Consider the following 25,540-nt stretch of genomic DNA (forward strand, 5'->3'; position numbering starts at 1 on the left):
GGGAAGGGCTGGGGATGGGGGGTATGCCCGCATGGGCACGCATCGCCACCCATTTCGACACCTTGTTCACCACCGAACACAGCATCGACCAGCTCAAGCAAACCATCCTGCAACTCGCAGTCATGGGCAAACTCGTCCCGCAAGACCCCAACGACGAACCCGCCAGCCAATTGCTGCAAAAGATTGCTGCGGAAAAAACCCGCCTCATCAAAGAAGGCAAAATCAAAAAAGAAAAACCGCTGCCAGCGATTACTGACAATGAAAAACCATTTGAATTACCGAATGGGTGGGAGTGGTGTCGCATTGGTGCTTTTACTAGTATTGGAACAGGAGCTACACCTGCAAGATCCAACATTGATTATTATCACCCGGCGGAAGTTAATTGGGTAACAAGTGGTGAAACTTCAGAAAACTTTATTTTCAATGTGAATGAGAAGATTTCACTGAAAGCAGTGGAAGAGACAAATATTTCAATTTATCCTATCGGAACACTTATTATCGCCATGTATGGGCAGGGAAAAACAAGAGGGCAAATAACAGAATTAGCAATTGAAGCTGGAACTAATCAAGCATGTGCAGCGATTCAACTTATTGAACAGGCATTGGAACACAGACGATTTATAAAATTATTTTTTCAGAAGTCATATGAAGAATTGAGATCATTTTCTGCTGGTGGAGCACAACCAAATTTAAATTTAAGTAAAATATCAAACACTGTTGTGTCATTACCACCCCTCGCCGAACAACACCGCATTGTCGCCAAAGTCGACGAGCTAATGGCATTATGCGACGCAATGAAAGCGCAAATCAGCGCAGCCCAGGCAACACAGTTGCAGTTGGCGGATGCGCTCGCAGCGCAGCAAGTCATGTAAAGATTACGGCGCTATCAATCCCCAACAATCTTACAAATTACTCAACATACTGAGTAATTTTACTCGCCACACCAGAAACAACAAGGCTGATCCCAGACCCAACACAAAAAATCCTTGCCGGTAAAACGCTCTCATCTACCCGGCAAGGAAATCTGGCCACAAACAGCCAATCACACAACCCTCAGGAATGGGCCGACGTTCACTTCACCATATCGCGGTAAGCGTGCCAGCTAGCATGGGCAATCAATGGCATGGCGATAATCAGGCCAATGTTAAAGGTCAGGATGCCCGCACCAATCACCACGCTAATGGTCAGCGCCCACAACAACATGGTCAGCGGGCTTTTCAGCACGACACGGACACTGGTGGTGGCTGCTGTCACAATATCCACCTTGCGTTCCAGCAACATCGGGGCGGTGACAACACCGGTGATGAAAGCGAACAAAGCAAACAACAGGCCAACGCCAAAGAAGGCCAGCACAAACATCCAGCCATCATTCATCGTGATCAGCGCATTCCACAACCCTGCATAACCTTCGGCAGACACCGCGACCTGATTAAAGAAAATGCCGGTAATCACCGCTGACAGGCGTACCCAGAACACCATCAGCATTCCCAGCATAATGGCGTACAAACCCAGACTGATGCTATTTTCGCGGATGCCGCCGAGGGAAGTCATGAAACGTGCGGGCTGACCCTGCTCAATCTGGTGGCTGAGCGCATACAAACCCAGCGCCAGGAAAGGGCCGACCAGAAAGAAACCAGTGGTAGCCGCCACGAAAAAAGCCGGGTTGCTGGCAGACACCATCCCCATCAATACCCCGATCAGGGCAAAGATAATGCCGTAGGCCAGACTGGCGGAAGGGTTCACCTTGATGTCATCCCAACCTTGCCGTAACCAGCGCTGGATGGCTGCCGGTTCAACGTGTTGCACAGGGTAACTTTTAAACAGTTGCTCGGCATGGGGAGCCACGGAAGCCGTAGCCGGTTTGCTGACATACTGTTCCATTTTTAACCTCCTTTTGAAACGAATGGCTGAATCAAGTTATTTCCTAGCTTTTTACTCAGGATTGGCCAGACTATAACCCTTAGCATCAGTAGCAGCAACAAACCCCGTAAAAACAGAGGTCAAGCCAGCACAGCCTCACTGCGGCGTAGCCAGTTTGCCCCGCAACCAATGCATCAGCCACCCCAATACCGGCAACTTGCTGTAAACATGCTCTGCCGGATCCCAGTAATCTACATGCTCCAGCGCCAGCCCCGCCGCATTGAAGCGCACCACACTCGTACCAGGAATCTGCCAAGGTTCACCCTTCAGGGTTTGAAAGTGGTAATCCCAACGGATGAACAAGGTTTCCCCATTCACTGCCCATGCCTGCACCACAAAGCGCGAATCACGGGTAGTGGCGTACATGTGCGCAAACACCCGCGTAATCGCCTCCACCCCGCGCACATCATTAAACGGGTCTTTGAACCGCGCATCCGCCGCAAAAATATCCGCCAAGACTGCCAGCCCGTCAGGTTGCAGCGTGGTAAAGGTTTGCAAATAACGCTCGATATGCCGCATCACAGCGCTCCCTTGGTCAGTTTGAAATACAGCCAGTACGGCAAGATACGCAGCAGTTTCATCACATACGCAAAGCGCTTGGGGAACACAATCTCGAAGTTGTGGCGCGGCAACTCACGCAGGATGGCTTGCGCAGCATCCTCCGCTTCCAGCAGAAACGGCATCTTGAAAGTATTTTTGTCGGTCAGTGGCGAGCGCACAAAACCAGGGTTGATCACCCGCAACAACACGCCTTTGGCTTTCAATTCCAGATGCAGCGATTCCGCCAGACTGATCACGGCTGCTTTGCTGGCACTGTAGGGGGCTGATTTGGGCAAGCCTCGATACCCGGCAATACTGGCAGTGACCAGCACCTGCCCACGCCCCTTGGCCAGCAGCAACGGCAACACCGCCGCCAACCCGTTGACCACACCCAGGTAATTGACTTCGCACAACTGGCGGAACAAACCGACATCAAACGCCGCTAGCGGCATTGGCGTGTAATCCCCCGCATTCAACACGCACAGTTCAATCTCACCGCACTCCCGGCTAATCGCGGCGGCGGCAGCGTGCAGAGCCGACACGTCGGTGACATCCAGCGGATAGGGCCGCAACAAGGGGTTACGTGCCTGCATCGCCTGCAATGGCTCAAGGCGTCGCGCACTAATGGCAACACTCCAGCCGTCAGCGGCGAGTGCAAAGGCAAGCGCTTGCCCAATGCCGGAACTCGCCCCCACCAGCCATGCCACCCGTTGCTGTGACATAAGGCTATTGCGCGGCGGGCAAATTGGCTTCGATCAGTTTCACCAGCTTGTCACTTTGCGGGGTCACAAAGCTGCTGAAACTGCCGATCAGTTCGCCCTTGGTGTTCAGGACGTATTTGTGGAAATTCCACGCCGGGTATTCGCCCGCCATCTCACCCAAGGTTTTATACAAGGGTGAAGCGTTGGCTTTCGCCGCGTGGGTTTTCTCAAACATCGGGAATTTCACCCCGTAGGTTTGCTGGCAGAAATCCTTGATTTCCTGTTCCGAGCCGGGGTCTTGCCCCGCGAAATCATTGGAGGGGAAACCCAGCACCACCAAACCCTTGTCCTTGTAATCGCTGTACAGCTTTTCCAGCCCCTCGAACTGCCCGGTAAAGCCGCACTTGCTGGCGGTGTTTACGATCACCACCACTTTACCAAGGTATGCTTTACACAGGTTTACCTCCTGCTCATTACCCAGTTCCCGCAGGGTGAAATTGAGCGCGGCGGGGCAACCGCTATCGGTGGGCGTGCCTTGTACTGGTTCAGCCATCACGTTGGCAGCGGCGAAAAAGCTCATTGCCAGCCCCAGAAATTGTTTCAACATGAATTCACCTCAGTCGTATCAGCGTGCAGCCAGTATGACACGGGCAATTGTGCCCGCCCGAATAGCGTTACAATAAGTGAGGCAGATAGTCGGGAATGTATGGAAAACCCCCATACACTGGCGGTATTCTGCCTGTTACCGTAACCTCACAAACCATAATAACGATAAAAACGGATAGCAGCGCACATGATGAGCAACCGCCTTTCCAAGCAAGCACCCGACAGTGATGCCCCCGCCCAGCGGAACACCCTGCTGCAAGCCGTTGCCGGTGCAGTCAGCCTCCTGTTATCCAGCCAGGATATTGACCTTGCTGTACAACAGGCTCTGGCAATCATTGGCAAGGCCACCCAACAGGATCGGGTGTACCTGTTCGAGTATCATGTTGACCCGGTTAGCGGTGAAAACCTGATGAGCCAGCGCTATGAATGGGCACAGACCAACGTCAGTATCCAGATCAATAATGCCGACTTGCAGAACCTGTCATTCGACGCCCTGTTTCCGCGCTGGTTGCAGTGGCTGTCACGCGGGCAGGCGGTCGCAGGGCTGGTGGCACATTTTCCGCAAAGTGAACGTTCCATTCTGGAACCGCAGGACATTGTGTCACTGATGGTGGTTCCGGTCATGGTCGGTGGGCAATTCTGGGGGTTCGTCGGCTTCGACAACTGCCACATGGATTACCACTGGAGGCAAGAGGAACAGGCCATCCTGACATCAATGGCAGCCTCGCTGGGCGCAGCCATCATGCGCCACCGCGCCGAAGCCGCCTTGCTGGAATCCAACCGCAAGCTGGAACAGGCCACCGCCCATTCACTGGCGCTGGCAAACCAGGCAGCAGAAGCCAATAAGGCCAAAAGCCTGTTTCTTGCCAACATGAGTCACGAAATCCGCACGCCGATGAATGCCATCATCGGCATGAGCCACCTTGCCCTTGCCACCCGGCTGGACAAACGCCAACAGGATTACGTGCTACAAATCCAGAACGCTGCCAACTCCCTGCTGCGCATCATCAACGATATTCTGGATTTTTCCAAAATCGAAGCAGGCAAGCTGGCACTGGAAACCACCGCGTTCCGGCTGGAAGATGTTGCCACCCACACCATTACCCTGTTGCGCCAACAAGCACTGGCAAAAGGTCTGGAACTGTTGCTGGATGTGCGTGCCAACGAGTTGCTGGGGGATGCAGGCACGTTTCTGGGCGACCCGTTGCGGCTGGAACAAATCCTTACCAATCTGCTGACCAATGGTGTCAAGTTTACCGACAGCGGCTACGTGCTGCTGAGCATCGACGTACTGGAAAAAACTCCGGCAGCTTACTGTCTCCAGTTCCGGGTGGAAGACAGCGGCATCGGCATGACCCCTGCGGTGATGGACAACCTGTTTCAGGAGTTTTCCCAGGCAGACGGCTCTACCACCCGCAGGCATGGCGGCACAGGGCTGGGGTTGAGTATCGTCAAGCGCCTGCTGGATCTGATGGAAGGCAGTATCAGCGTCACCAGCACACCGGGGCAAGGCTCCTGTTTCACCTGTACCCTACCCCTGGCAAAGCCCTCCAGCCAGAACGCCGGAATCCCGAACAACACACCCCGCCAGCGTAAGGCACTGGTAGTGGATGACCATCTGCCCGCCCGTGCCGTGTTGCGGCGAATGCTGGGGCATTTTGGTCTTGATTGCCAGGAAGCAGAATCAGGCGAAGTTGCCCTAGCAAAGCTCACACAAGCAGATAGCGCTTACGATTTCGTTTTCACTGACTGGGTAATGCCCGGTATGGGCGGCGAAGAACTCATCAATAGCATCAAGACCCTGCCTGATATTCACCAGCCCGTCATCGTGGTAGTGTCCGCCCACGATCTGGAACAAATTCACACCTACTGCGAACGCCAGCATATCGTGCATTTCCTGCCCAAACCGGTATTGCCAAGGGATTTGTACCCGATCATCCAGCAAGCTGTCGCTGACACAACCCCGGCTAGGCACACCGAGGGCAACGATGATGCCAACCTGATCCGCGACATGCGTATTCTGGTGGTGGAAGACAACCCGATCAACCAGTTGATTGCTGCCGAAATCCTCACCCAGTACGGAGCCAACGTCGATTGCGCCAACAACGGGCAAGAAGGTGTGGCGATGGCCACGGCTGCCAATGGGCAGTATGACGCAGTATTGATGGACATCCAGATGCCGGTCATGGATGGTTACGAAGCCACCCGCGTACTGCGTTCCCAGCCGCGTTACACCGACCTGCCCATCATTGCCCTGACCGCCAATGTCATGCAGGAGGAACGTGAGCGCTGCCTGAGTGTGGGCATGAATGCCCATGTTGCCAAACCGTTCCAGCCGGTAGAGCTGTTGCACACCCTTGCTGCCATTGCCGCCACCCGCAGGACAAGCGCTTGAAAACCTGAGAGGCAATTACGCATAAAGGGAATTTGTCAGTGAGGCGGTTGTGTTAACAATAACGTAACAAGCGCCTCCACACATCCCCACCGGAGGTTTCCTGACCTGTCAACAGATAATGCAGGACATTTTCGTTCTGGGTTGCCCATTGCATATCATGGCTGGTCGGGTAGGAAGCGCACATCAGCAGCCGGTCACTGACTGCCAGACCCGTATCAGCATCCGGTAAAACCATCACCTGTTCCTGACGTTTCAATAATAACGGGATCACAGGTAATTGTGCTTCACGCTTGCGCGGGTCACGCAGCAAATCCCGCAGGGTCACACCATGCGCCAAACAACCTTTGTACAGGGCGGGTGTGCGGGTCTTGTTGATCTTGATTTCCCACAGGTAAGGTACTTCATCGGTGGTTACGCCCAGAATCCGGCTCACCAGCAGGTTGGCCCAGTCGTCATCACGGGCTTTCACTGCCTCGAGGAAATGGCTGATCAGCGGGGTACGCAACAGGGCAAAAATCTTGTGGGCGACAACATCACCACGTTTCATGATCAGGTTGAAATTGGCTTTGTCAAAAATGATGCCGTTATCACGCTGGTTCTGGCGTGCCACCATGAAAATGTCTGGTTTCAGCTCCCGCGCCGTCATCAGGATGGAAAGGTTGTTGGCGTCGTTATCAGTTCCGGCAATGATACCCACGGCACGCTTCAGACCCGCATCCAGCAGGGTGGAAGCCTCCACCCCCGAACCTGCAATCGTGCCAGGTGGTGCATTGGTACGCACGGGGTCAGTTTCGATGACCTGCATCTGGATGCCTGCCTGCTGCAAATGGCGACACAACGCCTTACCAAAACGCCCGTAGCCAGACAAAATCCACACACCGGGTTCCGGGAACAGTGGTTCACGCAAGACCTCATGTGGCACGCCCGTCATCCAGGTGAACAGGGTATACATGCCGGGGGAATGGATCGCCATCGCCAGCCGTCCGGCAAAGGTTTCAAACGGGTCGATGACTTCGTTTTTACCGAAGGAACGGATATTCGCCCCTGCTTCCGCCGATTCTACCCGCGCCAGCACGCGCAGGTCTGGGTTGAGCAGATAGGCACTCAGGGCCACCATCTGGTTGGTCTGGTCGGAATCGGTCAGGGCAATGATACCTACACAGTAGTTATGGGTAATGCCTGCCATTTCCAGTACTGCCGGTTTGGCTGCATCTGCCAACAAACCCAGTGGGCGGCGGATATAATCATTGAGTTCCAGTTCATTGATGCGGTTTTCATCCCGGTCAATAACCACCGACTTGATGCCTTCGTCTGCCAATGCCTTGACCAGAATCCCGCCGGTATCACCGTAGCCACACACCAGATAAAACGGAGTACGCAAGCGTTTCACACTACGCTGAAAGGCATACTCGGTACGCAGCCTGCGGAATGCCGGGTCTTGCAGCACAGTCAGTAGTGAACCAATGCTGTACAGCCAGCCGATCACAGTCAGATGGATAACAAACACCATCCACAGGCGTTGTGCTTCCGTAAAGGCATAGGGGATTTCCCCGAAACCGATGGTGGAAGCCGTGTAGCTGACGACATACAGTGCGTGGAAAAACGACATGTGCCACGGCTGGCCTTCTGCATCTTGCCCCGGAATCAGGGTAAACCCCAAGACCGACACTGCATACATCAGGATCAGCACAATCAGCGGCGCACGCATCCGCCGCAACAGCACATAAAAAATGTCAGGCATGGCTGCCTCCTGCGCTTAGCGACGTACTGTCATGGTTTCAGCAACCAGCAGGATGACGGAGACAATGTTTGCCAACAACGCCCCACCGGAGAAGGACACCACCGCCACCGTTGCTTCGGTATCCATCCCTGCTGGACTGATGTGGGCAGCATAGCCCCAGATCAGGGCTGCCATCAGCAACTGCAAATCTGCTACCAGGCTGGTTGCCAGAAAAATTGCGCCCAGATGGGTACGGTCGCCAAATTTCAACACGGTGGCAATCAGGCTGACGACCAGAGCGGCAAACAGTTCGTACACGTTATGGTGGGCAATATTGTCAATGTCGCCAATGAAAAAACCGAAGTTGAGCGTCAACGCCAACAGGATGAAAAAACCGAAAATTACCTTTTCCGAATTCATGAATGCCTCTCAACAAAATGGATCGCAGCGATGCCCCAAAGCATAGCATCATTACTTTGCCAAACTGGCTGAAATTGCCAGGTGCGACTGAACTTGCTCTCTCCACCACAGCCAACGGCGCACCCGCAGGATGCTGTCGCCCTTGCGCCGGTTTAACGTATAATCCTGCGCTAACCTGATAACTGGACTTTGATTCAATGACAACTTCTGTTGATACCGTCAGCATCATCGTGCCGTTCTACAACGAGGAGGGCAATGTCCTGCCGCTGGTGGAACGGGTTGGTGAGGCACTGGCGAACTTTTCCTGCCCGTGGGAACTGGTGCTGGTCGATGACGGCAGTACTGACCGGACGCTGGATCGCCTGCACGAAGCCGTCAGCAAACACGGCAAGCACATCCATATCGTTGAGCTGCAACGCAATTTCGGGCAAACCGCTGCCATGCAGGCGGGTATCGACGAAGCACGCGGCAGCCTGCTGGTCACGCTGGATGGCGACTTGCAAAACGACCCAGCAGATATTCCCGGCATGATCCAGGAGTTGCACGAGCGTGACCTTGACCTGCTGGTCGGCTGGCGCAAGAACCGCAAGGACACGTTGGTAATGCGCAAGATTCCATCACGCATTGCCAACCGCCTGATCCGCGAAGTAACCGGGGTACACCTGCACGACTACGGGTGCAGCCTCAAGGTTTACCGCGCTGCTGCCATGAAAGGCGTGCGCTTGTATGGGGAAATGCACCGCTTCATCCCGACCTGGATTGCCACGGCTGTGCGCCCTTCCCGCATTGGTGAGCGAGTGGTCAACCACAATGCGCGTTTGAGCGGGGAATCCAAATACGGTATTTCGCGCACCTTCCGCGTGATCATCGACCTGTTGTTCATGTGGTTCTTCATGCGTTTCCGCGCCCGCCCGGGGCATTTCTTCGGCACTATCGGGCTAGCATTCGGCCTGATTGGCTCGTTGATCCTGTTCTGGCTGGGTATCGACAAATTCCTGCTGGGCAATGACATTGGTACACGCCCGATGTTGCTGGCAGGGGTCATGATGGTGATAACTTCCATCCAGTTCATCACCACCGGCATCATTGCCGAGTTGCTGACGCGGGTGTATTTCGAGTCATCCAACCGCACCCCGTATATCATCCGCCCACCGCGTGACGCAGACCAGCGCGGCTGGCACGAGCCGCCTGCCGCATGAGACTCGCATCCGGCTTGCGTCACTGGTTGCTGCAAAGTGGTGACGGTTTCCTGTTGCCACTGGTAGTGCTGGCATTTTTCTGGCAACTGGGTGCTCCTGCACTGTTTGATCTGGATGAAGGAGCGTTCACGGCGGCTACCTGGGAAATGTTGCAGCGGGGCGATTTCATCACCACTTACCTGAATGGTGAGCCGCGTTTCGACAAGCCTATCCTGATCTACTGGCTGCAAGCCATCAGTGTGTCGCTATTCGGGCTGCATGAGTGGAGTGTGCGCCTACCGTCAGCACTGGCGGCAAGTGCCTGGGTGATGGCGACCTATTACTTCGCCAAACCACGGATGCCGCAACAGAATGCGATGCTGGCTGCGGTGATGGTAGCCACTTCCGCCATGATCATCATCATCGGGCGGGCAGCCACCGCCGACGCAGTACTCAACCTGCTGATTGCCCTGAGCCTGTTCGACATCTGGCGTTACTGGGAAAACCCGACCCGCATGATTCTGTTCCGGGTGTTTTTCTGGCTGGGGCTGGGCTTTTTGTGCAAGGGGCCGGTGGCGGTTGCCATTCCGTTTGTTACCAGTGCTTTTCTGTATATCAGCCACGGACAGTGGAAAAACTGGCTGAAAACCGTGTTCAATCCTTACGGGCTGGTGGTGTTTCTGGCAGTGGCAGCGCCGTGGTACATCCTTGAATACCGGGATCAGGGGCAGGCTTTCATCGACGGTTTTTTCCTCAAACATAATGTCAGCCGTTTCTCGGACACGATGGAAGGGCATGGTGGGGTAGTCTGGTACTATCTGCTTGCCTTGCCGTTCATCATCATGCCGTTTGGCGGGTTGCTGATGCAGTTGAGGAAGCCAACGACCGTAACCTTTGAACACTTCCTATGGTTCTGGTTTGCCTTGGTGTTCTTGCTGTTCTCGCTTTCCAGCACCCAGTTGCCGCATTACCTGCTGTATGGCATTACGCCCTTATTGCTGTTGCTGGCGAAACACTGCGGGGAAACCCCCAACCGCTGGTTGGCGCTGGTTCCGCCAATCCTGCTTGCCGGGGTATTGCTGTTCCTGCCGGAACTGCTAGCAACAGCAGCAGCGCAAAATCCGGGTGAGTATTTCCAGGGATTGCTGGAACAATCCCTCAAGGTAACGGGCACACACTACCGTGCAGCCACGCTCATTTACCTGCTGGCACTGCTGTTGCTGCTGCTGTGGCCCAGGGTGCAAAATTTCTGGCGACTGGTAGGAGCTGCCGTATTGCAAACCCTGTTCCTGACCAGCATCCTGATTCCGGTGGTGGCGTGGATTCAGCAAGCCCCAGTGAAGGAAGCCGCCCGTTTCGCCCGCCATTACCTGAACGATTCGGTAGTGGTGATGGATGGGCTGAACATGCCCAGTTTCACCACCTACCGTGAACGGGTGACACCGCAACGCCTGCCGCAAGTGGGTGAATACGTATTTACCGAAAGGGGTTCACTGCAACCGGCAGAAGATTATCAGACAGTGTTCCGTCAGGGCGGCGTGATGCTGGCAAAGCGGGTGAAAGACAGTGCGCGATAGGCTTGAAACAGTGGGTGTACCCGTCATGTTACTGGCATTACTGACGCTCATGCTGGCTATGCTAGACCTCAATATGCCACTGTTTCTCGACCTGCAACCCTGGTTGCGGTTGTTGCCGGATGCTGCGTGGGCAAACCTTACCCTGCTGGGCGATGCGCTGGTATCGCTGGCCTTGCTGAGCCTGCTGGCCTTCCGCTACCCGCAACTGCTTCCGGCTGGCTTGCTGGCGGGTCTGATTGCCACGCTGTTCACCCGCAGCCTGAAACCATTGCTGGCGATGGAACGTCCGCTGGCAGTGCTGGGCGAACAGGTACACGTGATTGGCATCGACCTGCAAAACTTCAGTTTCCCTTCCGGGCATACCACCGCCGCTTTTGTGCTGGCAGGCGTGTATGCGCTGGTGTTGCAGCGCGAGCGCGTAACTGCGGTGCTGTTCCTGCTGGCCTTGCTGGCGGGCATCAGCCGTATTGCGGTGGGGGCACACTGGCCGCTGGATGTGCTGGCAGGTGGCGCTTTCGGCTGGTTTTCCGCTTGGGCTGGCTGGCAACTGGCAAGCCGCTGGCAGTGGGCAAATACCCTAGGCGGGCGTCGACTGCTGGCAGGGCTGTTCCTGCTGTTTGCCCTGCTCCTGTTTGGATTGGAGAGTGGCTATCCACAGGCATTCTGGTTACAGATGACGATTGCAACATTGGCAACCTTAGCCTGTCTGACTACACTCTGGCAAACATGGCGCAAACCCGCCTGACGGATTCCACATGATCATCAACCGCTACCTGTTCAAGGAAATTGCCCTCAGCTTCAGTGCCACCCTGCTGGTGCTGACCCTGATCATTGTCGGCAATACCTTCGTGCGCTTGCTGGCGGATGCCAGTACCGGCGACCTGCCCGCCGATCTGGTCGGTAGCCTGTTGTGGTTTGGCTCGCTGAAACAGTTGATCCGGTTGGTTCCGGTTGCCTTACTGATCGGCATGATGCTGGCTTTCAGCCGCCTGTACCGTGACTCGGAAATGGCGGCATTACGCGCCGCCGGAGTTGCACCACGCCATTTTTACCGGGCAATTTTCAGCTTTGTCTTGCCCCTCAGCCTGTTGTTGGCAGCGCTGGTGTTGTTCGTCTCGCCCTGGCTGGAACAGCGTAGCCTCGACTTGCGCCGCGAAATCAACGAACGCCCGGAAGCCGCCGGAATTCCTGCGGGTGAATTCGTCACCTCCGGTTCTGCCAGTAACAATTACACCGCACTGGCGGAAAGTATCGACCCCAGCCACACCATCATGGAACGCTTTTTCATCCGTGTGCAGGATGATGCCAAGGAAGTATTGATTTGGGCGCGTTCTGCGGTGCTGTTCATCGACTCGGGCAGCGGTGAACGGGTGCTGCAAATCCGTGACGGCTACCGCTATGAAACCGACCCGCTACAAGGCGGCATGACCGTGGTGAAATTTGCCGAACACGGCTTGCGCATTCCGTTGCGCAATTACACCGGCAACAGCAATCTTGGCTCGATCCCCTCGCAAACGCTCTTTCAGGCTCCCGACCTGCCTTCCCAAGCAGAACTGCAATGGCGGGTTGCGGTGATCCTCTCCGCGCCCTTGTTGGCAATGGTCGCCTTCCCACTCAGTTACACGGCTCCCCGCCAGGGGCGTTACAGCAAAATTGCGGTCGCTATCCTGTTGTATGCGCTGTATGCCAACCTGCTGGCTACCGTCAAGGGCATGATTGAACGCGGTGATTTTCCTGCCTTCCCCGGTTTGTGGCCCATCCATCTGGCGATGCTGGGGCTATCTTTCTGGCTGTTGCGCAAGTATTACGGGAAACCGGCATGAACATCCTCGAACGTTACCTGTGGAAAAGCGTACTGACCAGCATCCTGCTCACTTGGCTGTCGCTGACCATGCTGGACAGTTTCTTCGCTTTCCTCAGCGAACTGGGCGATGTCAGCGCAGAAACCCGTTATGGCAATCTGCAAGCCTTCATCTATATCCTGTGGGGTGTACCGAAACGCCTGTATGACTATTTCCCCACCGCCACCCTGATCGGCAGCCTGCTGGGGCTGGGCAATCTGGCAGCCAACAGTGAACTGACTGCGATGCGGGCAGCGGGCATTTCCATCCGCCAGATTGTGCTGATGACCATGAAACTGGGGCTGGCGCTGGTGATCGTGGTATTTGTGCTGGGTGAATGGGTTGCGCCGCGTGCCGAATCCGTCGCCAACAGTTTCAAACTGCAAATGCAGCAAAAGCAGATGGCTGTTGGCAATCAGGGCTTGTGGCTGAAGGATGGCAACCGCATTCTCAATATCAGCAAGCTGTGGTCGGAAAAGAAACTGGAAGGCATCGCCATTTACCAGATTGACCCGCAAGCCGGGCGCATCGACAGCATTACCCGTGCCGCCAGTGCCGAGCGTGATGCCCAGGGCTGGTTGCTGCGCGACATCCAGCAACAGATCATCCGTGCTGATGGCATCACCCAGACAAGCCACCAGGAATTGCGGCAGGAAAAACTACTGCCCGAACAGGTACTCACCATCGCAGCGGTCAAACCCAACCAGTTGGCAGCCAAGGAACTGGCAGATTTCATTCAGCACCAGCGCGACAACGAGTTGAACAGCAGCCGTTTTGAGCAGGCTTTCTGGCAGCATTTCACCATACCGCTTTCCACGCTGGTGATGCTGATCATTGCCGCTCCATTCGTGTTCAGTTTCCAGCGTAACGCTGGGGCTGGGCAGCGGATTTTCATCGGTATCCTGATCGGGATCAGCTTCTTCCTGCTTAACCGTATTCTGGGCAATATCGGCATTGTGTATGGCATCCCACCGCTGCTGTCCGCCACGCTGCCGCTGCTGGTGTTCCTTGCTGGTGGGCTGTGGATGCTGCGGCGGGTGCGCTAGCCAGCATGGTGCTCTGCTTGATAAACGCGAGTTCAAGAATTACTGGTTTGAAACCGGCACACCCACTTTTTTGATCGAACAGATCAGAGCACGCAAAGCTGCCACGCCCAATCTGGGTCAGTTGAGTAGTCAAACAGCGTATCGCGTTGCACGAGTTGCTAAGCAAAACAATTTTAACGGGCTGAAAAATCTGTTCCACAGTTTTTTTGCCAGCATTTCTCACCACTGGTATGCCAATAACGACATCCAGCGATACGAAGGTTTTTACGCCAATGCAGCCAGAAGGCAATGCCTTGCAACAGATCAAAGAACGTGGCTATGCCGACGAGTATCGCGGGATGGGGCAACCAATCCATTTGGTGGGGATGGAGTTCAGCCGGGATTCGCGCAATGTTGTCAGTTTTGGCGTTGGGCAGGGGCTTCTTGCTGGGGGGGTAAGCATACCGTAGTAAAACTGGTGTTCAGTTACGAATTTTGTCGGGTTTGAGTGGAAAGAGGATGGCCTGCTGGGGGTGAGTCGCAGGCCGTGGCACACAGAACATAAATTTATGTTTCATGATAGCATGTCAAGATGCTCAGATAGAATTAGCTATCTTTACACCGCCAATAAACCCAAACAATGCAAGAATCATTGTCAGGATTCCCGCAATAAGTTCCTCCATCCCAATTATATGTTTAGTAACAAAATAACTAAAAAAACCTACCAAAGCTGCCGCCAAAAGACCAAACGCCACCTGTTTGGCAAACACATAAACGACACCTATCACAAGTATGGCGAGTGCCAGAAAAATAATAGTATCCATATTACACCTCTCCCAACAAAAAAACCGTGGTTTTTTATTTGCAGTCCACCAAAATAAACACTCCCCCTGATACAGCACGCAAATCAATGGATAAACGTCTTTCGGGATAAGTTTCATTAGCTATCATATAAAAATCTAATCTAGAGACTTATCACCCACATGCTGCATATTTTTATCTTCTATTTTATCCAAGAAACTAGGCACAAACCTCTCACTAAATCCAGCCAAGGTTGACATAAAAGCAAGAACCCAGAAATTTTTATCATCAAACATCCATAAATATTTAGTTGGAGGGATATGATTATTTTCAAAAACCGTGTCAATAAACGGAAACACAATTCCACTCCTCAACGCCACATATAATATTATCGCAGCAAACATACCCGTCATAACCCTGATCACTGACTCACTCCAATGCACTATCCGACCAGCCGATGGATCTACTTTCATCTGATGTAACCTGACGAGAATAGAAAACTGTGCCCCAATAATTCCAAATCCCATAGAAGCAAGCGCCAACATAATATGACTATTTATTGAAATCACCCATAAAAGCAAACACGCAAAAAGTGACACAGCAGAAGTTGTTATACTCGCCTGCACCATCCAGATACGTGCTTTTTCTTTAGCTCTTGAAACGATAAATTGCCTAGTTATCTCCACGATTCTGCGTGCACTTTCAGCCTTATTGGAACTGACGAGAGATACAGCATGACCTAACATTGATGCCCAAGCTGCCCGCTGACGGTTACTAAGATAATCTACTGGTAAGGCAGAAACATTTTCAACGTCCACTAAAATCTTACTTGTTTCCATATCCAAATCTTGTTCACACTTATCTCCCAATCGCCAACGCAAGTTATCTTTTCTATCCCAGTAAACAATATAATTTTGATCATGTTCACGAAGAATATTTTCTTCACTTTCATCTTTAAGGTTTTTCCAAATTTCGCGGCGTAAATCTTCATTTAAGGGCACAGCAACAGAAAATCCATATCCATTAGCCACTGATTCTTGACCAATAGATCGGACTCCCGGCAAACTATTATCTGTTTCTGCAAAAGAATTTTCAGGCAATTCTTTCACTACGTCATTAAACATGACAAACCTCACTTAAAGACCCATAGTCAATACAACAATAAGTAATCGAGCCAAAGTTTTCGCGCACCACGAGATTACACGCTATTTTAACTTATAGAATAAATCTGAGAAAACGCTTTCATGGCCACTTACTCACCACGGCTTATAAATATTTTCTGAATAAATATTCCATTCGCATTCCCTTCTATTTTTTAACCCTTCATTCTCTTTTTTTTGCGATTTATTATAAGCATACCAAGCAGATTGCAACGTCGAATAAGCTGTCTTGACACCAGGGTTATTTATCATCTTAACTACTGATGAGTTTTTAAATGCACCCGACCCAATATTAAAAGCCAGCATCACCAGAGCATCAAACTGATATTGCATTAGCTGAACAGTCACAAAGTCAGTCACATTTTTATAGAAACTTGACAAATCACTTTCAAACAAAGTCTCCGCATACTCTTTGGTAATTCCGTCCTTGAAAAAACTCCACTCACTCTGGGGAATCAAATGCCCATATCCTATCGTTGCTCCCTGCGTCCATTTTGATATAATCAACCCTGTTTGATCATCATAGGGTTTCAAGTTAAGTCGCTCAATAGATTTAAGCAAATCCAGCCCTTTGTCACTCATTACAGATGGATAAAAAACTGCACCACTGCTTGTTATTGACTGCTTAGGAAGCACCATATACCCCCCCAAACTTTCAACCACGCTAAAAGTCCAGCCTTGATGATGACCTTTCATTTGCCTGAGCCTTTTTTCCGCATCATCCTTTGTTTTACACATAATCTTTTCCGGCATCCAACTCACATTATTAGAAACGCTTGGCATAAAAACCTCCCATTATTATCCAGCCAATATATCGCCCCAAGAAAATCAAATTAAAAGTCGGCTATCATCAAGATAATTCGTCGGATCAATCAAATCAGATCGTCGCTCAAATACCGTTCCGGGCTGGGTCAATTTTCCATTTGCTGTTCCTTTATACATTTCAAGATGCAGCATTGACCTACCTGAATTAAGTTGACCTACACGAGCAATAAACTGACCACGAATGACTTGCTTGCCCTGTTCAACTCCCGCTGGAAGGTCACAAGATATTTCACAATAACGGATAATTACTCCATCCTTGCTTTCGACTTCCAGAGCATATGTACCATCATAAAAACAATATGGCCCTCTGATTACAACGCCATCTGCCATTGCAAAAATCTTTGTTCCTGGCGGAGCAATCAAGTCACAACCAGCATGTTTTCTTCCCTCGTTACGATCGGCACCAAACTTTCTGCATCCAACATGATAATCTATGCTATCATCCGGTCTTTTCAAAAACGGGAAACAAAGATACGTCGAATTCAACTTATCATTCTGATCTTCGGGTGGTGTTGCAACAACGGAGAATGGGGGAGAATCACCCACAATTTCAACCTCCCAGTTTTCGTGAAGCCGCTTCAGTTGTCGGTATCTATTTTTTGCCAACTCGAGCGTTTCACATGGAATAACCTGTTGAGTTAACATATCAATTCTCCTTTTCCCCCAAACCCAATTCGTCAATTATAACTTTTTGCAGCGATGCATATTTAGCATTTGCATTTCCTTCGTTAATAAGAGCAACCGCAGATACAGAGTTATCAGTCGATCTAGAATCAATAATACTTTGAATTTTTCCAAGCCTAGCAAACTCTTCATTTTCATCCTTTGCATCAACCACATAAGTGTCCAGTATTCGTGCATAAATTCTACTTTGCTCAGCACTCGGTGCAACAACAACATCATCACCAACCTTATGGAAAGGTTTATCCTTATCAATAACCGACGACTTTTCCACATGTACTAAGTGATGGGACAATGCTTCCCCCTCAGATATAAAGCCAACAGAATCAGGAGTCAAACCGGAACTCTCCAAACTCTTATCTACCGAAAAAGCAACATTATTATTAAGCCTCATTAAAGCTCCCATAATAGTTCCAGCCTGATAATATTCATCAAGATGACGCAACGCTAATGGAAGCGGATATGTTTCATCAGAATAACGTTTCAAATTACTCCATATTTTTTCTGCTATGTGACTTCTGTCACGCTGCATTTGAATTATTAAAACTGGCAACGTCCTATCAATTAAAAGATCCTTAGTGAATGCCTGTCGCCCACCTTTCAATGCAGTATCCAACCCCGCCAATACTTTTGTTGTCTGACTTGGCTCCGCAACAGAAGCCCAACCGCTCAACAACAGGCTAACAAGATCAGTTCCAAATGCACCACCTCTAAGCTCCTGTACAAGATCATTTGTATAACTTGCAAAGTTTATATCTGATACATATAGCCGCGCAGAAACAATCTGGTCTCGAATTACCCTACGCTGATCATAATCTTTCTCATTAAAATAAGCCAAAACCTGTTCAGAACCAGCCATAGGTAACAATGTATTAATTTCAATTTTTGGATCAACAACTGCTTCAGGCCCACCTGAAATACTAACGCAGCCTGAAAAAACCAGAGCACACATCAACACAACTACCGAAGAATGCATAAGAATGCCCTATTTAAAAACCAGTAAAAACCCAAGGACACCACATTGCAAGCTATCCTTCAGGAAACTCTTTATGCATATAATATTTTTTTCATAAACTTAAAAAATAGGCAAAAAGACCAGTGAATGGCATATGAGCATTAACAACAATGTGGATATTTATTGACAATTTAATTACACCAGCATTAAACGAGCGGCCGCCTGCACCGCTTCAGTCCGATTCCTTGCACCCAATGCCCGGAAAATCGCGCTGACATGCAATTTGACCGTGCCATCCGAACACTGTAACCGCTCGGCAATCGCTTTGTTTGGCAACCCCTCTGCCATCAAGGACATAACTTCACGTTGGCGGGGAGTCAGCAAATGGGTTGCTGCTGGAGCAGGAAGCCTGACAGCAGGGCTGGCAAACTCCCCCAAGTTGTCAATCAACAAGGAAGGAGAGAGATATACCTCTCCCGCAAGCACAAGATGGATGGCATTGCGCACATCCCCGGCTCCCGCTGTTTTGGCAATATAGCCGCTCGCCCCCTGCTGAAGCAGCTCTTTGGCAACCGTAGGGTCAGCCAAGCAGGAAATAATCACGATTTTGCTGTCCGGTGATGTCTTGCGCAGTATTGCCAACCATTCAAGACCCTTCAGCCCCGGTACAGACGCATCAAGGATAATCAATGCAAAACGTGCATACATACTCAACACGCCTTGCGCTTCCGCAACGCTATTCGCTTCAAATACCGTTGCTTCCGGGTACATCACCTCAAGATGAATGCCTAACGCTTCGCGGAACAGTGGTTGCTCATCCACAATCAAAATACGCATAGCCAGCCCCTCCAAACAGATTGGCGACCCTGACTCCCTAACTAATAGTATAGGCAACCAATATTACGGATAGACAAAAGTAATAATAATTTTCTCGAATAAATTTTATATATCTCACAATATGACAAATAAAAAGATCGCCTAAAATGAGACCTCTTCAGCACATGGTTGGGATCACGCTGCCAATAGTTGCCCCCTTACCCACATGGACATCGGGCATGGTGGCAATCCATTTGTGGATAAAATGCATCCGTTGAAGAGACAACAGAATTATCTTTTGGAATAGACTCGTAACGAGGTAGATATTTCACCCTCATGTGTAATCCGGCAGGTGTGCTACACTCCTGCCATTACCTCCAACGAGACATAACGATGAAAACCAGACTGTTACCACTGCTGTTGTGCATTCCCGGCGCTGCACTGGCTGATTCCCTGTTGCCCGCCGATCTGGGGTTGGGCGTTACCGTTAGACAATCTCCGTTTGTCGGTGGCGACACCAGTACAGGCGTCGCCCCCGCCACCCCTGACCGTGATGGTTTCGACATTTCCGGCCTGAGCGTAGATTTCGGGCAAAGCGAAACACAACGCTTTTATGCCGGAGTCGGGCTGGATGAATGGGATCACAAACGCGGCGACAGCCCGCAACTCAGCGACATGCGTAAACTCGACCGCGCCATCAATCTACGACTGGGTTCTGCCTGGAAACTGCCTTCCGGGGTGCTGAATGCCGAAATCGGCAAGGATGTCACCGCCCACAAGGGCACGCAAGCCAAAGTGCGTTACACCTTCAACTCACTGTCAGACAAACTGGTGGTGCGCCCCTATGTGGAAGGCCAGTGGCTCTCATCCGACCTGACCGATTACTACGTGGGTGTGGATGCCACGGAAGCCAAGGTAGGCCGCCCCGCTTATCAGGCCAATGACAGCCTTGCCATGAAAGCTGGAGTCAAACTGGAAAAGCCCCTGACAGGCAAATGGACACTGGTCGGCAGCGTGGATGCCACCCATTACGATACCGCCATTTCCGACAGCCCGATTGTGGCAAAAGATACCGTGTGGGGAGGCAAAATCGGTCTGGCTTACCAATGGCGTTAAACGCAAATGCCTGCGCGTAACGTCGTCATCGGCATTCTGGGGTCGCGCCTCGACCATCAGGGTTTGGGTAAGCGCCGCCATTCACGCTGGCGGCCTACTGTCGGCATCGTCATGCAGCCGGATTTCCCGGTGGATGAATTCGTCCTGCTGCACCATGCAGACGAGGCAGAACTGGCGGGCAGTACCCTGCGTGACATGCGGGCACTCGCCCCCGCAACCCGCTTTGCCGCGCATGTGCTCAATTACAGCGACCCGTGGGATTTCGGCGAAGTCTACAGCCAGTTGCACGATTTCACTCACCAATACCGTTTCGACCCGGAACAGAACAACTACTACGTGCACATCACCACCGGCACGCATGTGGCGCAAATTTGCCTGTTCCTGCTGACCGAAGCCAATTACATCCCTGGCAAGCTGCTGCAAACTTCCCCCAGCAACGAAGGCGTGCAGGGAGCCATCCAGATCATCGACCTCGACCTGTCGCGTTACGACCAGATTGCCTCACGCTTTGCCCGCGAAACCCAGGAAGGCATCGCCTACCTGAAAGGCGGCATCGACACGCGCAATGCCGCTTTCAACGCCCTGATCGTGCAACTGGAACAGGTGTCGATCCGTTCCACCGCCCCCATCCTGCTGACCGGCCCAACCGGGGCGGGCAAGTCGCAGCTTGCCAAACGCATTTTCGCCCTGAAAAAACAGCGCGGACAGGTCAGCGGCAAACTGGTGGAAACCAACTGTGCCACCCTGCGCGGCGACAACGCCATGTCGGCATTGTTCGGGCATGTGAAAGGCGCTTTTACCGGCGCACTTACTGCCCGCACCGGCCTGCTGCGCGAAGCCGACAAAGGCTTGCTGTTTCTGGATGAAATCGGCGAACTGGGGTTGGATGAACAAGCGATGCTGCTACGTGCCATCGAAGACAAGGTATTCACCCCGTTCGGTAGCGACCGTGAAACCGGCAGCGATTTCCAGTTGATTGCCGGAACCAACCGCGACCTGTTCCAGCGGGTGCGCGAAGGCAAATTCCGCGAAGACCTGCTGGCACGCATCAACCTGTGGACATATGAACTCCCCGGCCTGCGTGAACGGCTGGAAGATATGGAACCGAACATCGAATACGAGCTTCAGCAATTCACTCACAAAGTTGGGCACAAGGTCAGTTTCAACAAGGCTGCGCGGGAACAATACCTCGCTTTCGCCCATTCTGCGGCAGCAAGCTGGCGAGCCAATTTCCGCGACCTCAATTCCAGTATTACCCGTATGGCAACACTGGCAAATGGTGGACGCATTACCGAAGAAATTGTCAGCGTGGAAATCGGGCGCTTGCGCTACGACTGGGGTGGTTTCCATGAGAAAACCCCCGCCAGCAGTGCTGACAGCCTGTTACGTGAAGTGCTGGAGGCGGAAGTACTAGCAGGCATCGACCATTTCGATCAGGTGCAACTGGTGGAAGTGATCCGGGTATGCCGTGAGTCCAAAACGCTGGCAGAAGCAGGCCGCACCCTGTTCAACATCAGCCGCACCCAGCGTGCCAGCAGCAATGACTCACACCGATTGCGGGTGTATTTGCAGAAATACGGGCTGGCATTCGCTGAACTGACCGATTGAAAGCCAGTTCAGCCGGATGCCAGCCGCTGCCTTATTGCTTGCGGCTAGCCGCCTCCACCGCCGCAAACGCCGCCATGTTCACAATCCCGCGCACCGTGGTGCTTTCGGTCAGGATATGCGCCGGGTAATTCGTCCCCACCAGCATTGGCCCGACCGGCAGACCATCTGCCAGCATCTTGGTCATGTTGTAGGCAATGTTCGCCGAGTTCAGATCCGGGCACACCAGCAGGTTCGCCGAGCCTTCAAAGGCGGAACATTTGAACAAACGGTCACGGACTTCCTGTGACAGCGCGGCATCGGCGTGCATTTCGCCTTCCACCACGATATGCGGGTATTTCTCGTGCAGGATTGCCAGCGCCTTGCGCATCTTGTCGGAATGCTCGTTCATGCGGCTGCCGAAGTTGGAATGTGACAGCAGCGCGGCTTTCGGTTCCATCCCAAACCCTGCCACCAGTTCCGCTGCCAGCGCGGTATTGTCGGCAAGCTGTTCGGCAGTCGGGTCAACCCCCGCGTGGGTATCGGTGAGGAAATACGTGCCCTGCTTGAGGATCAGCATGGTGACAGCCGCCACATCCGTCAGGCCGGGGCGAGCGCCGATCAGGTCACGCACGTAATGCAGGTGGGAAATGAAGTTGCCTTCCACCCCGCAGATCATGGCATCCGCATCACCACAACGCACCATCACCGCTGCAATCTGGGTAGTCCGCGCTGCCATCACCCGGCGGCTGTAAGCTGGAGTCACGCCCTTGCGGCACATGGCGGCATAATGTTCAGCGACGTGCCGCTCGAAATCGGGGTTGTTACGTGGGTCGACCACCTCGATATTTTCACCGATGGTCAGACGCAAGTCGTAGGCATTGATGTTTTGCTGGATCAGTTCCGGGTTGCCAAGCAGGATCGGCTTGCAGATGCCGTCATCCACCAGGATTTGCACCGCATTGATCACCCGCTGTGATTCACCTTCGGCAAACACGATGCGCTGCGGGTTGCGTTTGGCTTTCTCGAATACCGGTTTCATGGTCATGCCGGAACGGAACACGAAACTTTCCAGTTGGCGCTGATAAGCGTCGAAATCGGCAATCGGGCGGGTCGCCACCCCGCTATCCATCGCCGCTTTCGCCACCCGTGGCGGAATGATGGTCATCAGGCGCGGGTCAAACGGCTTGGGAATCAGGTAATCGCGCCCGAAGTGGAATTCTGCCCCACCGTAGGCGGATACCACGGCGTCGGAGGCTTCGCGCATCGCCAGATCGCCAATCGCTTCCACCACCGCAATTTTCATCGCTTCATTGATTTCGGTTGCGCCGACATCGAGTGCGCCACGGAACAGGAACGGGAAGCACAGCACGTTGTTGACCTGATTGGGGTAATCGCTGCGCCCGGTGGCGATGATGGCATCGGAACGCACTTCGTACACCAGTTCGGGGCGGATTTCCGGTTCAGGGTTGGCAAGGGCGAGGATCAGCGGGTTTGCCGCCATCACCTTGACGTGATGCTGCTTGAGCACGCGCGGGGCAGACAGGCCGAGGAACACGTCCACGCCGTCCATCACGTCATCCAAGGTGCGGGCGTCGGTGTCGATGGCGTAGGCAGAATTGTACGGGTTCATTTCATCCACACGCCCGGTGTAGATAATGCCGAAGCGGTCGTTGACGGTGATGTTTTCCTTCTTCAACCCCATTTCCACCAGCAGGTTGAGGCAGGCAATCGCGGCTGCACCTGCGCCGGAACACACCAGTTTTACGTCCTGGATATTCTTGCCCGCCACGCGCAAACCGTTGCGGATGGCGGCTGCCACGCAAATCGCCGTGCCGTGCTGATCGTCGTGGAATACCGGGATTTTCATGCGTGCTTTCAGGCGCTTTTCCACCTCAAAGCATTCCGGGGCCTTGATGTCTTCGAGGTTGATACCGCCGAAGGTTGGCTCCATCAGGGCGACGGCTTCCACCAGCTTGTCCACGTCCAGCGTATCCAGCTCGATGTCGAAAGCGTTCACCCCGGCGAATTTCTTGAACAGTACCGCCTTGCCTTCCATCACCGGTTTGGAAGCGAGTGCGCCGATCGAACCCAGCCCCAGTACCGCCGTGCCGTTGGAAACGACCGCCACCAGATTGCCACGGGTGGTGTAATTGGCAGCACAGGCCGGGTTGTCGGCAATCGCCAGACTCGCCGCCGCCACACCGGGGGAATAGGCCAGTGCCAGATCGCGCTGGTTGACCATGTTCTTGGTGGGGGTCACTTCGAGTTTGCCGGGGTTGGGGTAACGGTGATAATCCAGCGCGGCCTGGTTCAATTCATCGACCATAGTTGTTGTGCTCCTCTATCTCATGCATCTTTGATGGTTAATTAACAGACATGATGCCGTATGAAAGAATCGTACCCATCATGGACTGCCAACAATCTATTATTCTAACTGGATGATATATGTGAATTTTTATCTAGTTATCAGCAGCAATATGTATTGCCCGCCATGCTACCCACCGGCGGCATTCCGCCCCCGAAAAGCACGGCACACAGGCAAAATAGCGCCGCTGGTCTGATATTACCTGAGTTTTTTACGCTGCGGAAAAATGTTTGTCAGGAAGGAGTGGATACAGGAGAGGGATATTCGTTTCTATCCATTTCTGGCTATACCCCTATCTCTTTTCGTTGTGCAATGCAATATAAAATCTTGATATAGATCACTATTGCAGCGCACCAAGTTGGGTAATTTGAATGTCATGTTTCCCCAAAACAGGACATTGTATCGTGATTAACGTCAGCATTCTTTCCGCAGACACCGTAGTTGCCCTAGGTTACATGCTGGCCTTGGGGGTTTCTCTCGCCGTTATTCTGGCAATCGCTAACCGTTTCCTGTTTGTGTACGAAGACCCGCGTATCGACGAAGTGGATTCTGCCCTGCCCCATGCCAATTGTGGCGCATGTGGGGAAGCCGGTTGCCGCATTTTCGCCGAAAAGCTGATTGCGGGTGAGGTCAAACCCGGTCAATGCACCGTAAACGCACCTGCCAATAACGCTGCTATTGCCCAATTTTTAGGGGTAGAACTGGGCGTTCAGGAAAAACGTGTCGCACGGCTGGCTTGTGCCGGTGGCAATCACGTTGCCCATTCCCGCGCCTTGTATTCCGGGTTGCATTCCTGCCGGGGCGCGGCAATGGTCGGTGGCGGCGGTAAAACCTGTACGTGGGGCTGTTTGGGAATGGGCGATTGTGCAGATGTCTGTGAGTTCGGTGCTATCACGCTCGACAAAAACGGCTTGCCAGTGGTCGATGCCGACAAATGCACCGCCTGTGGCGATTGCGTCGATGTCTGCCCGAAAAAGCTGTTTGAACTGCACCCGGTCAGCCACCAGTTGTGGGTGGCTTGCAAAAACTTACACCACGGCGCAGAGGCTGAAGCCGAATGCGAAGTGGCTTGCAATGCCTGTGAGCGTTGCGTGAACGATTCCCCAGAGGGATTAATAACGATCAGGGATAACCTGGCAATCATTGATTACAGCAAGAATTCCCTGGCTTCCAAAGTCAGCATCCAGCGGTGTCCTACCGGTGCCATCGTCTGGTTGAGCAAACAAGGGAACATCGTCAAAGGCCATAAGGCAAAACCTGTCATCAGAAAACAGGCATTGCCGGTTAGCCGTGCATAAACCCTTTCACTTC

At 52.7% G+C, this 25,540-nt stretch carries 25 protein-coding genes; 11 read left to right on the plus strand and 14 right to left on the minus strand.

Going from position 1 to position 25,540, the window contains the following annotated elements; all coding sequences use genetic code 11:
• Nucleotides 1-872, plus strand: an 872-nt coding sequence (locus tag B2U47_RS13705; RefSeq protein WP_296688417.1) for a restriction endonuclease subunit S, incomplete at its 5' end; no start/stop codon positions are given.
• 199 nt (nucleotides 873-1,071) lie between these two features.
• Here B2U47_RS13705 and B2U47_RS13710 read toward each other — a convergent pair.
• The 4 genes from B2U47_RS13710 to B2U47_RS13725 form a co-directional block, all read right to left on the minus strand.
• Nucleotides 1,072-1,881 carry a DUF2189 domain-containing protein gene (locus B2U47_RS13710; RefSeq protein WP_296678908.1) on the minus strand — a complete coding sequence of 270 codons (810 nt, stop codon included), beginning with the start codon at nucleotides 1,879-1,881 and terminating at the stop codon, nucleotides 1,072-1,074.
• A gap of 135 nt (nucleotides 1,882-2,016) precedes the next feature.
• Entirely contained in the window at nucleotides 2,017-2,439 is a 423-nt protein-coding gene (locus tag B2U47_RS13715; RefSeq protein WP_296678911.1) for a nuclear transport factor 2 family protein, read from the minus strand.
• Nucleotides 2,439-3,182: an SDR family NAD(P)-dependent oxidoreductase gene (locus tag B2U47_RS13720; protein ID WP_296678913.1), complete on the minus strand. Its 744-nt coding sequence runs from the start codon at nucleotides 3,180-3,182 to the stop codon at nucleotides 2,439-2,441. Before B2U47_RS13720 ends, B2U47_RS13715 begins: the two co-directional genes overlap by 1 nt.
• Nucleotides 3,183-3,186: 4 nt before the next feature.
• Nucleotides 3,187-3,768 carry a glutathione peroxidase gene (locus B2U47_RS13725; RefSeq protein ID WP_296678915.1) on the minus strand — a complete coding sequence of 194 codons (582 nt, stop codon included), beginning with the start codon at nucleotides 3,766-3,768 and terminating at the stop codon, nucleotides 3,187-3,189.
• Between the two features lie 186 nt (nucleotides 3,769-3,954).
• Here B2U47_RS13725 and B2U47_RS13730 point away from each other — a divergent pair, with 186 nt between their 5' ends.
• Nucleotides 3,955-6,162 (plus strand): response regulator, encoded by a 2,208-nt coding sequence (locus tag B2U47_RS13730; RefSeq protein ID WP_296678916.1) that lies wholly within the window; start codon nucleotides 3,955-3,957, stop codon nucleotides 6,160-6,162.
• Nucleotides 6,163-6,214: 52 nt separating this feature from the next.
• Here the strand turns inward: B2U47_RS13730 and B2U47_RS13735 are convergent, their stop codons facing one another.
• Complete coding sequence (locus B2U47_RS13735; protein WP_296678919.1) at nucleotides 6,215-7,903, minus strand: potassium channel family protein; 1,689 nt, start codon at nucleotides 7,901-7,903, stop codon at nucleotides 6,215-6,217.
• A gap of 15 nt (nucleotides 7,904-7,918) precedes the next feature.
• A complete protein-coding gene (locus B2U47_RS13740; RefSeq protein ID WP_296678921.1) occupies nucleotides 7,919-8,302 on the minus strand; it encodes a DUF6394 family protein in 384 nt (127 codons plus the stop codon).
• A 197-nt stretch (nucleotides 8,303-8,499) separates the two neighbouring features.
• Between B2U47_RS13740 and B2U47_RS13745 the strand changes: the two genes are divergently transcribed.
• The 6 genes from B2U47_RS13745 (at nucleotide 8,500) to B2U47_RS13770 (ending at nucleotide 14,393) form a co-directional block, all read left to right on the plus strand.
• Complete coding sequence (locus B2U47_RS13745; protein ID WP_296678922.1) at nucleotides 8,500-9,501, plus strand: glycosyltransferase family 2 protein; 1,002 nt, start codon at nucleotides 8,500-8,502, stop codon at nucleotides 9,499-9,501.
• Nucleotides 9,498-11,057, plus strand: coding sequence for an ArnT family glycosyltransferase (locus B2U47_RS13750; protein ID WP_296678924.1), 1,560 nt, complete (start codon nucleotides 9,498-9,500; stop codon nucleotides 11,055-11,057). The genes B2U47_RS13745 and B2U47_RS13750 overlap by 4 nt, the downstream gene beginning before the upstream one ends.
• On the plus strand, nucleotides 11,047-11,802 hold the full coding sequence (locus B2U47_RS13755; RefSeq protein WP_296683433.1) for a phosphatase PAP2 family protein: 756 nt from the start codon (nucleotides 11,047-11,049) through the stop codon (nucleotides 11,800-11,802). The genes B2U47_RS13750 and B2U47_RS13755 overlap by 11 nt, the downstream gene beginning before the upstream one ends.
• Before the next feature lie 10 nt (nucleotides 11,803-11,812).
• Nucleotides 11,813-12,880, plus strand: coding sequence for an LPS export ABC transporter permease LptF (gene lptF, locus B2U47_RS13760; RefSeq protein WP_296678928.1), 1,068 nt, complete (start codon nucleotides 11,813-11,815; stop codon nucleotides 12,878-12,880).
• Entirely contained in the window at nucleotides 12,877-13,944 is a 1,068-nt protein-coding gene (gene lptG, locus B2U47_RS13765) for an LPS export ABC transporter permease LptG (protein WP_296678930.1), read from the plus strand. Before lptF ends, lptG begins: the two co-directional genes overlap by 4 nt.
• Nucleotides 13,945-14,216: 272 nt before the next feature.
• Entirely contained in the window at nucleotides 14,217-14,393 is a 177-nt protein-coding gene (locus B2U47_RS13770) for a PD-(D/E)XK nuclease domain-containing protein (RefSeq protein WP_296678932.1), read from the plus strand.
• 126 nt (nucleotides 14,394-14,519) lie between these two features.
• Here B2U47_RS13770 and B2U47_RS13775 read toward each other — a convergent pair whose 3' ends face one another.
• The 7 genes from B2U47_RS13775 to B2U47_RS13805 form a co-directional block, all read right to left on the minus strand.
• A complete protein-coding gene (locus tag B2U47_RS13775; RefSeq protein WP_296678934.1) occupies nucleotides 14,520-14,747 on the minus strand; it encodes a hypothetical protein in 228 nt (75 codons plus the stop codon).
• Nucleotides 14,748-14,882: 135 nt separating this feature from the next.
• The gene (locus B2U47_RS13780; protein WP_296678935.1) at nucleotides 14,883-15,848 is read right to left on the minus strand and encodes a hypothetical protein; all 966 of its coding nucleotides are present in this window, start codon (nucleotides 15,846-15,848) and stop codon (nucleotides 14,883-14,885) included.
• 132 nt (nucleotides 15,849-15,980) lie between these two features.
• A complete protein-coding gene (locus B2U47_RS13785) occupies nucleotides 15,981-16,667 on the minus strand; it encodes a lysozyme (protein ID WP_296678937.1) in 687 nt (228 codons plus the stop codon).
• 45 nt (nucleotides 16,668-16,712) lie between these two features.
• Nucleotides 16,713-17,354: a M23 family metallopeptidase gene (locus B2U47_RS13790; protein ID WP_296678939.1), complete on the minus strand. Its 642-nt coding sequence runs from the start codon at nucleotides 17,352-17,354 to the stop codon at nucleotides 16,713-16,715.
• A gap of 1 nt (nucleotide 17,355) precedes the next feature.
• Nucleotides 17,356-18,366, minus strand: a complete 1,011-nt coding sequence (locus B2U47_RS13795; RefSeq protein ID WP_296678941.1) for a hypothetical protein — start codon at nucleotides 18,364-18,366, stop codon at nucleotides 17,356-17,358.
• 174 nt (nucleotides 18,367-18,540) lie between these two features.
• Entirely contained in the window at nucleotides 18,541-19,182 is a 642-nt protein-coding gene (locus B2U47_RS13800) for a LuxR C-terminal-related transcriptional regulator (protein ID WP_296678943.1), read from the minus strand.
• A gap of 157 nt (nucleotides 19,183-19,339) precedes the next feature.
• Complete coding sequence (locus B2U47_RS13805) at nucleotides 19,340-19,432, minus strand: RtcB family protein (protein ID WP_296679795.1); 93 nt, start codon at nucleotides 19,430-19,432, stop codon at nucleotides 19,340-19,342.
• Between the two features lie 122 nt (nucleotides 19,433-19,554).
• On the opposite strand from B2U47_RS13805, the gene B2U47_RS13810 reads away from it, so the two are divergent.
• Nucleotides 19,555-20,277 carry a MipA/OmpV family protein gene (locus B2U47_RS13810; RefSeq protein WP_296678945.1) on the plus strand — a complete coding sequence of 241 codons (723 nt, stop codon included), beginning with the start codon at nucleotides 19,555-19,557 and terminating at the stop codon, nucleotides 20,275-20,277.
• A 6-nt stretch (nucleotides 20,278-20,283) separates the two neighbouring features.
• Nucleotides 20,284-21,885, plus strand: coding sequence for an RNA repair transcriptional activator RtcR (gene rtcR, locus B2U47_RS13815; RefSeq protein ID WP_296678948.1), 1,602 nt, complete (start codon nucleotides 20,284-20,286; stop codon nucleotides 21,883-21,885).
• Nucleotides 21,886-21,916: 31 nt separating this feature from the next.
• On the opposite strand, the gene B2U47_RS13820 is transcribed toward rtcR, so the two are convergent.
• Nucleotides 21,917-24,190 (minus strand): NADP-dependent malic enzyme, encoded by a 2,274-nt coding sequence (locus B2U47_RS13820; protein WP_296678950.1) that lies wholly within the window; start codon nucleotides 24,188-24,190, stop codon nucleotides 21,917-21,919.
• 443 nt (nucleotides 24,191-24,633) lie between these two features.
• On the opposite strand from B2U47_RS13820, the gene B2U47_RS13825 reads away from it, so the two are divergent.
• Entirely contained in the window at nucleotides 24,634-25,527 is an 894-nt protein-coding gene (locus B2U47_RS13825) for a (Fe-S)-binding protein (protein WP_296678951.1), read from the plus strand.
• The last annotated feature ends 13 nt before the right edge of the window (nucleotides 25,528-25,540 follow it).

The sequence above is a fragment of the Thiothrix sp. UBA5583 genome (assembly GCA_002425225.1).
Classification (GTDB): Bacteria; Pseudomonadota; Gammaproteobacteria; order Thiotrichales; family Thiotrichaceae; genus Thiothrix; species Thiothrix moscowensis.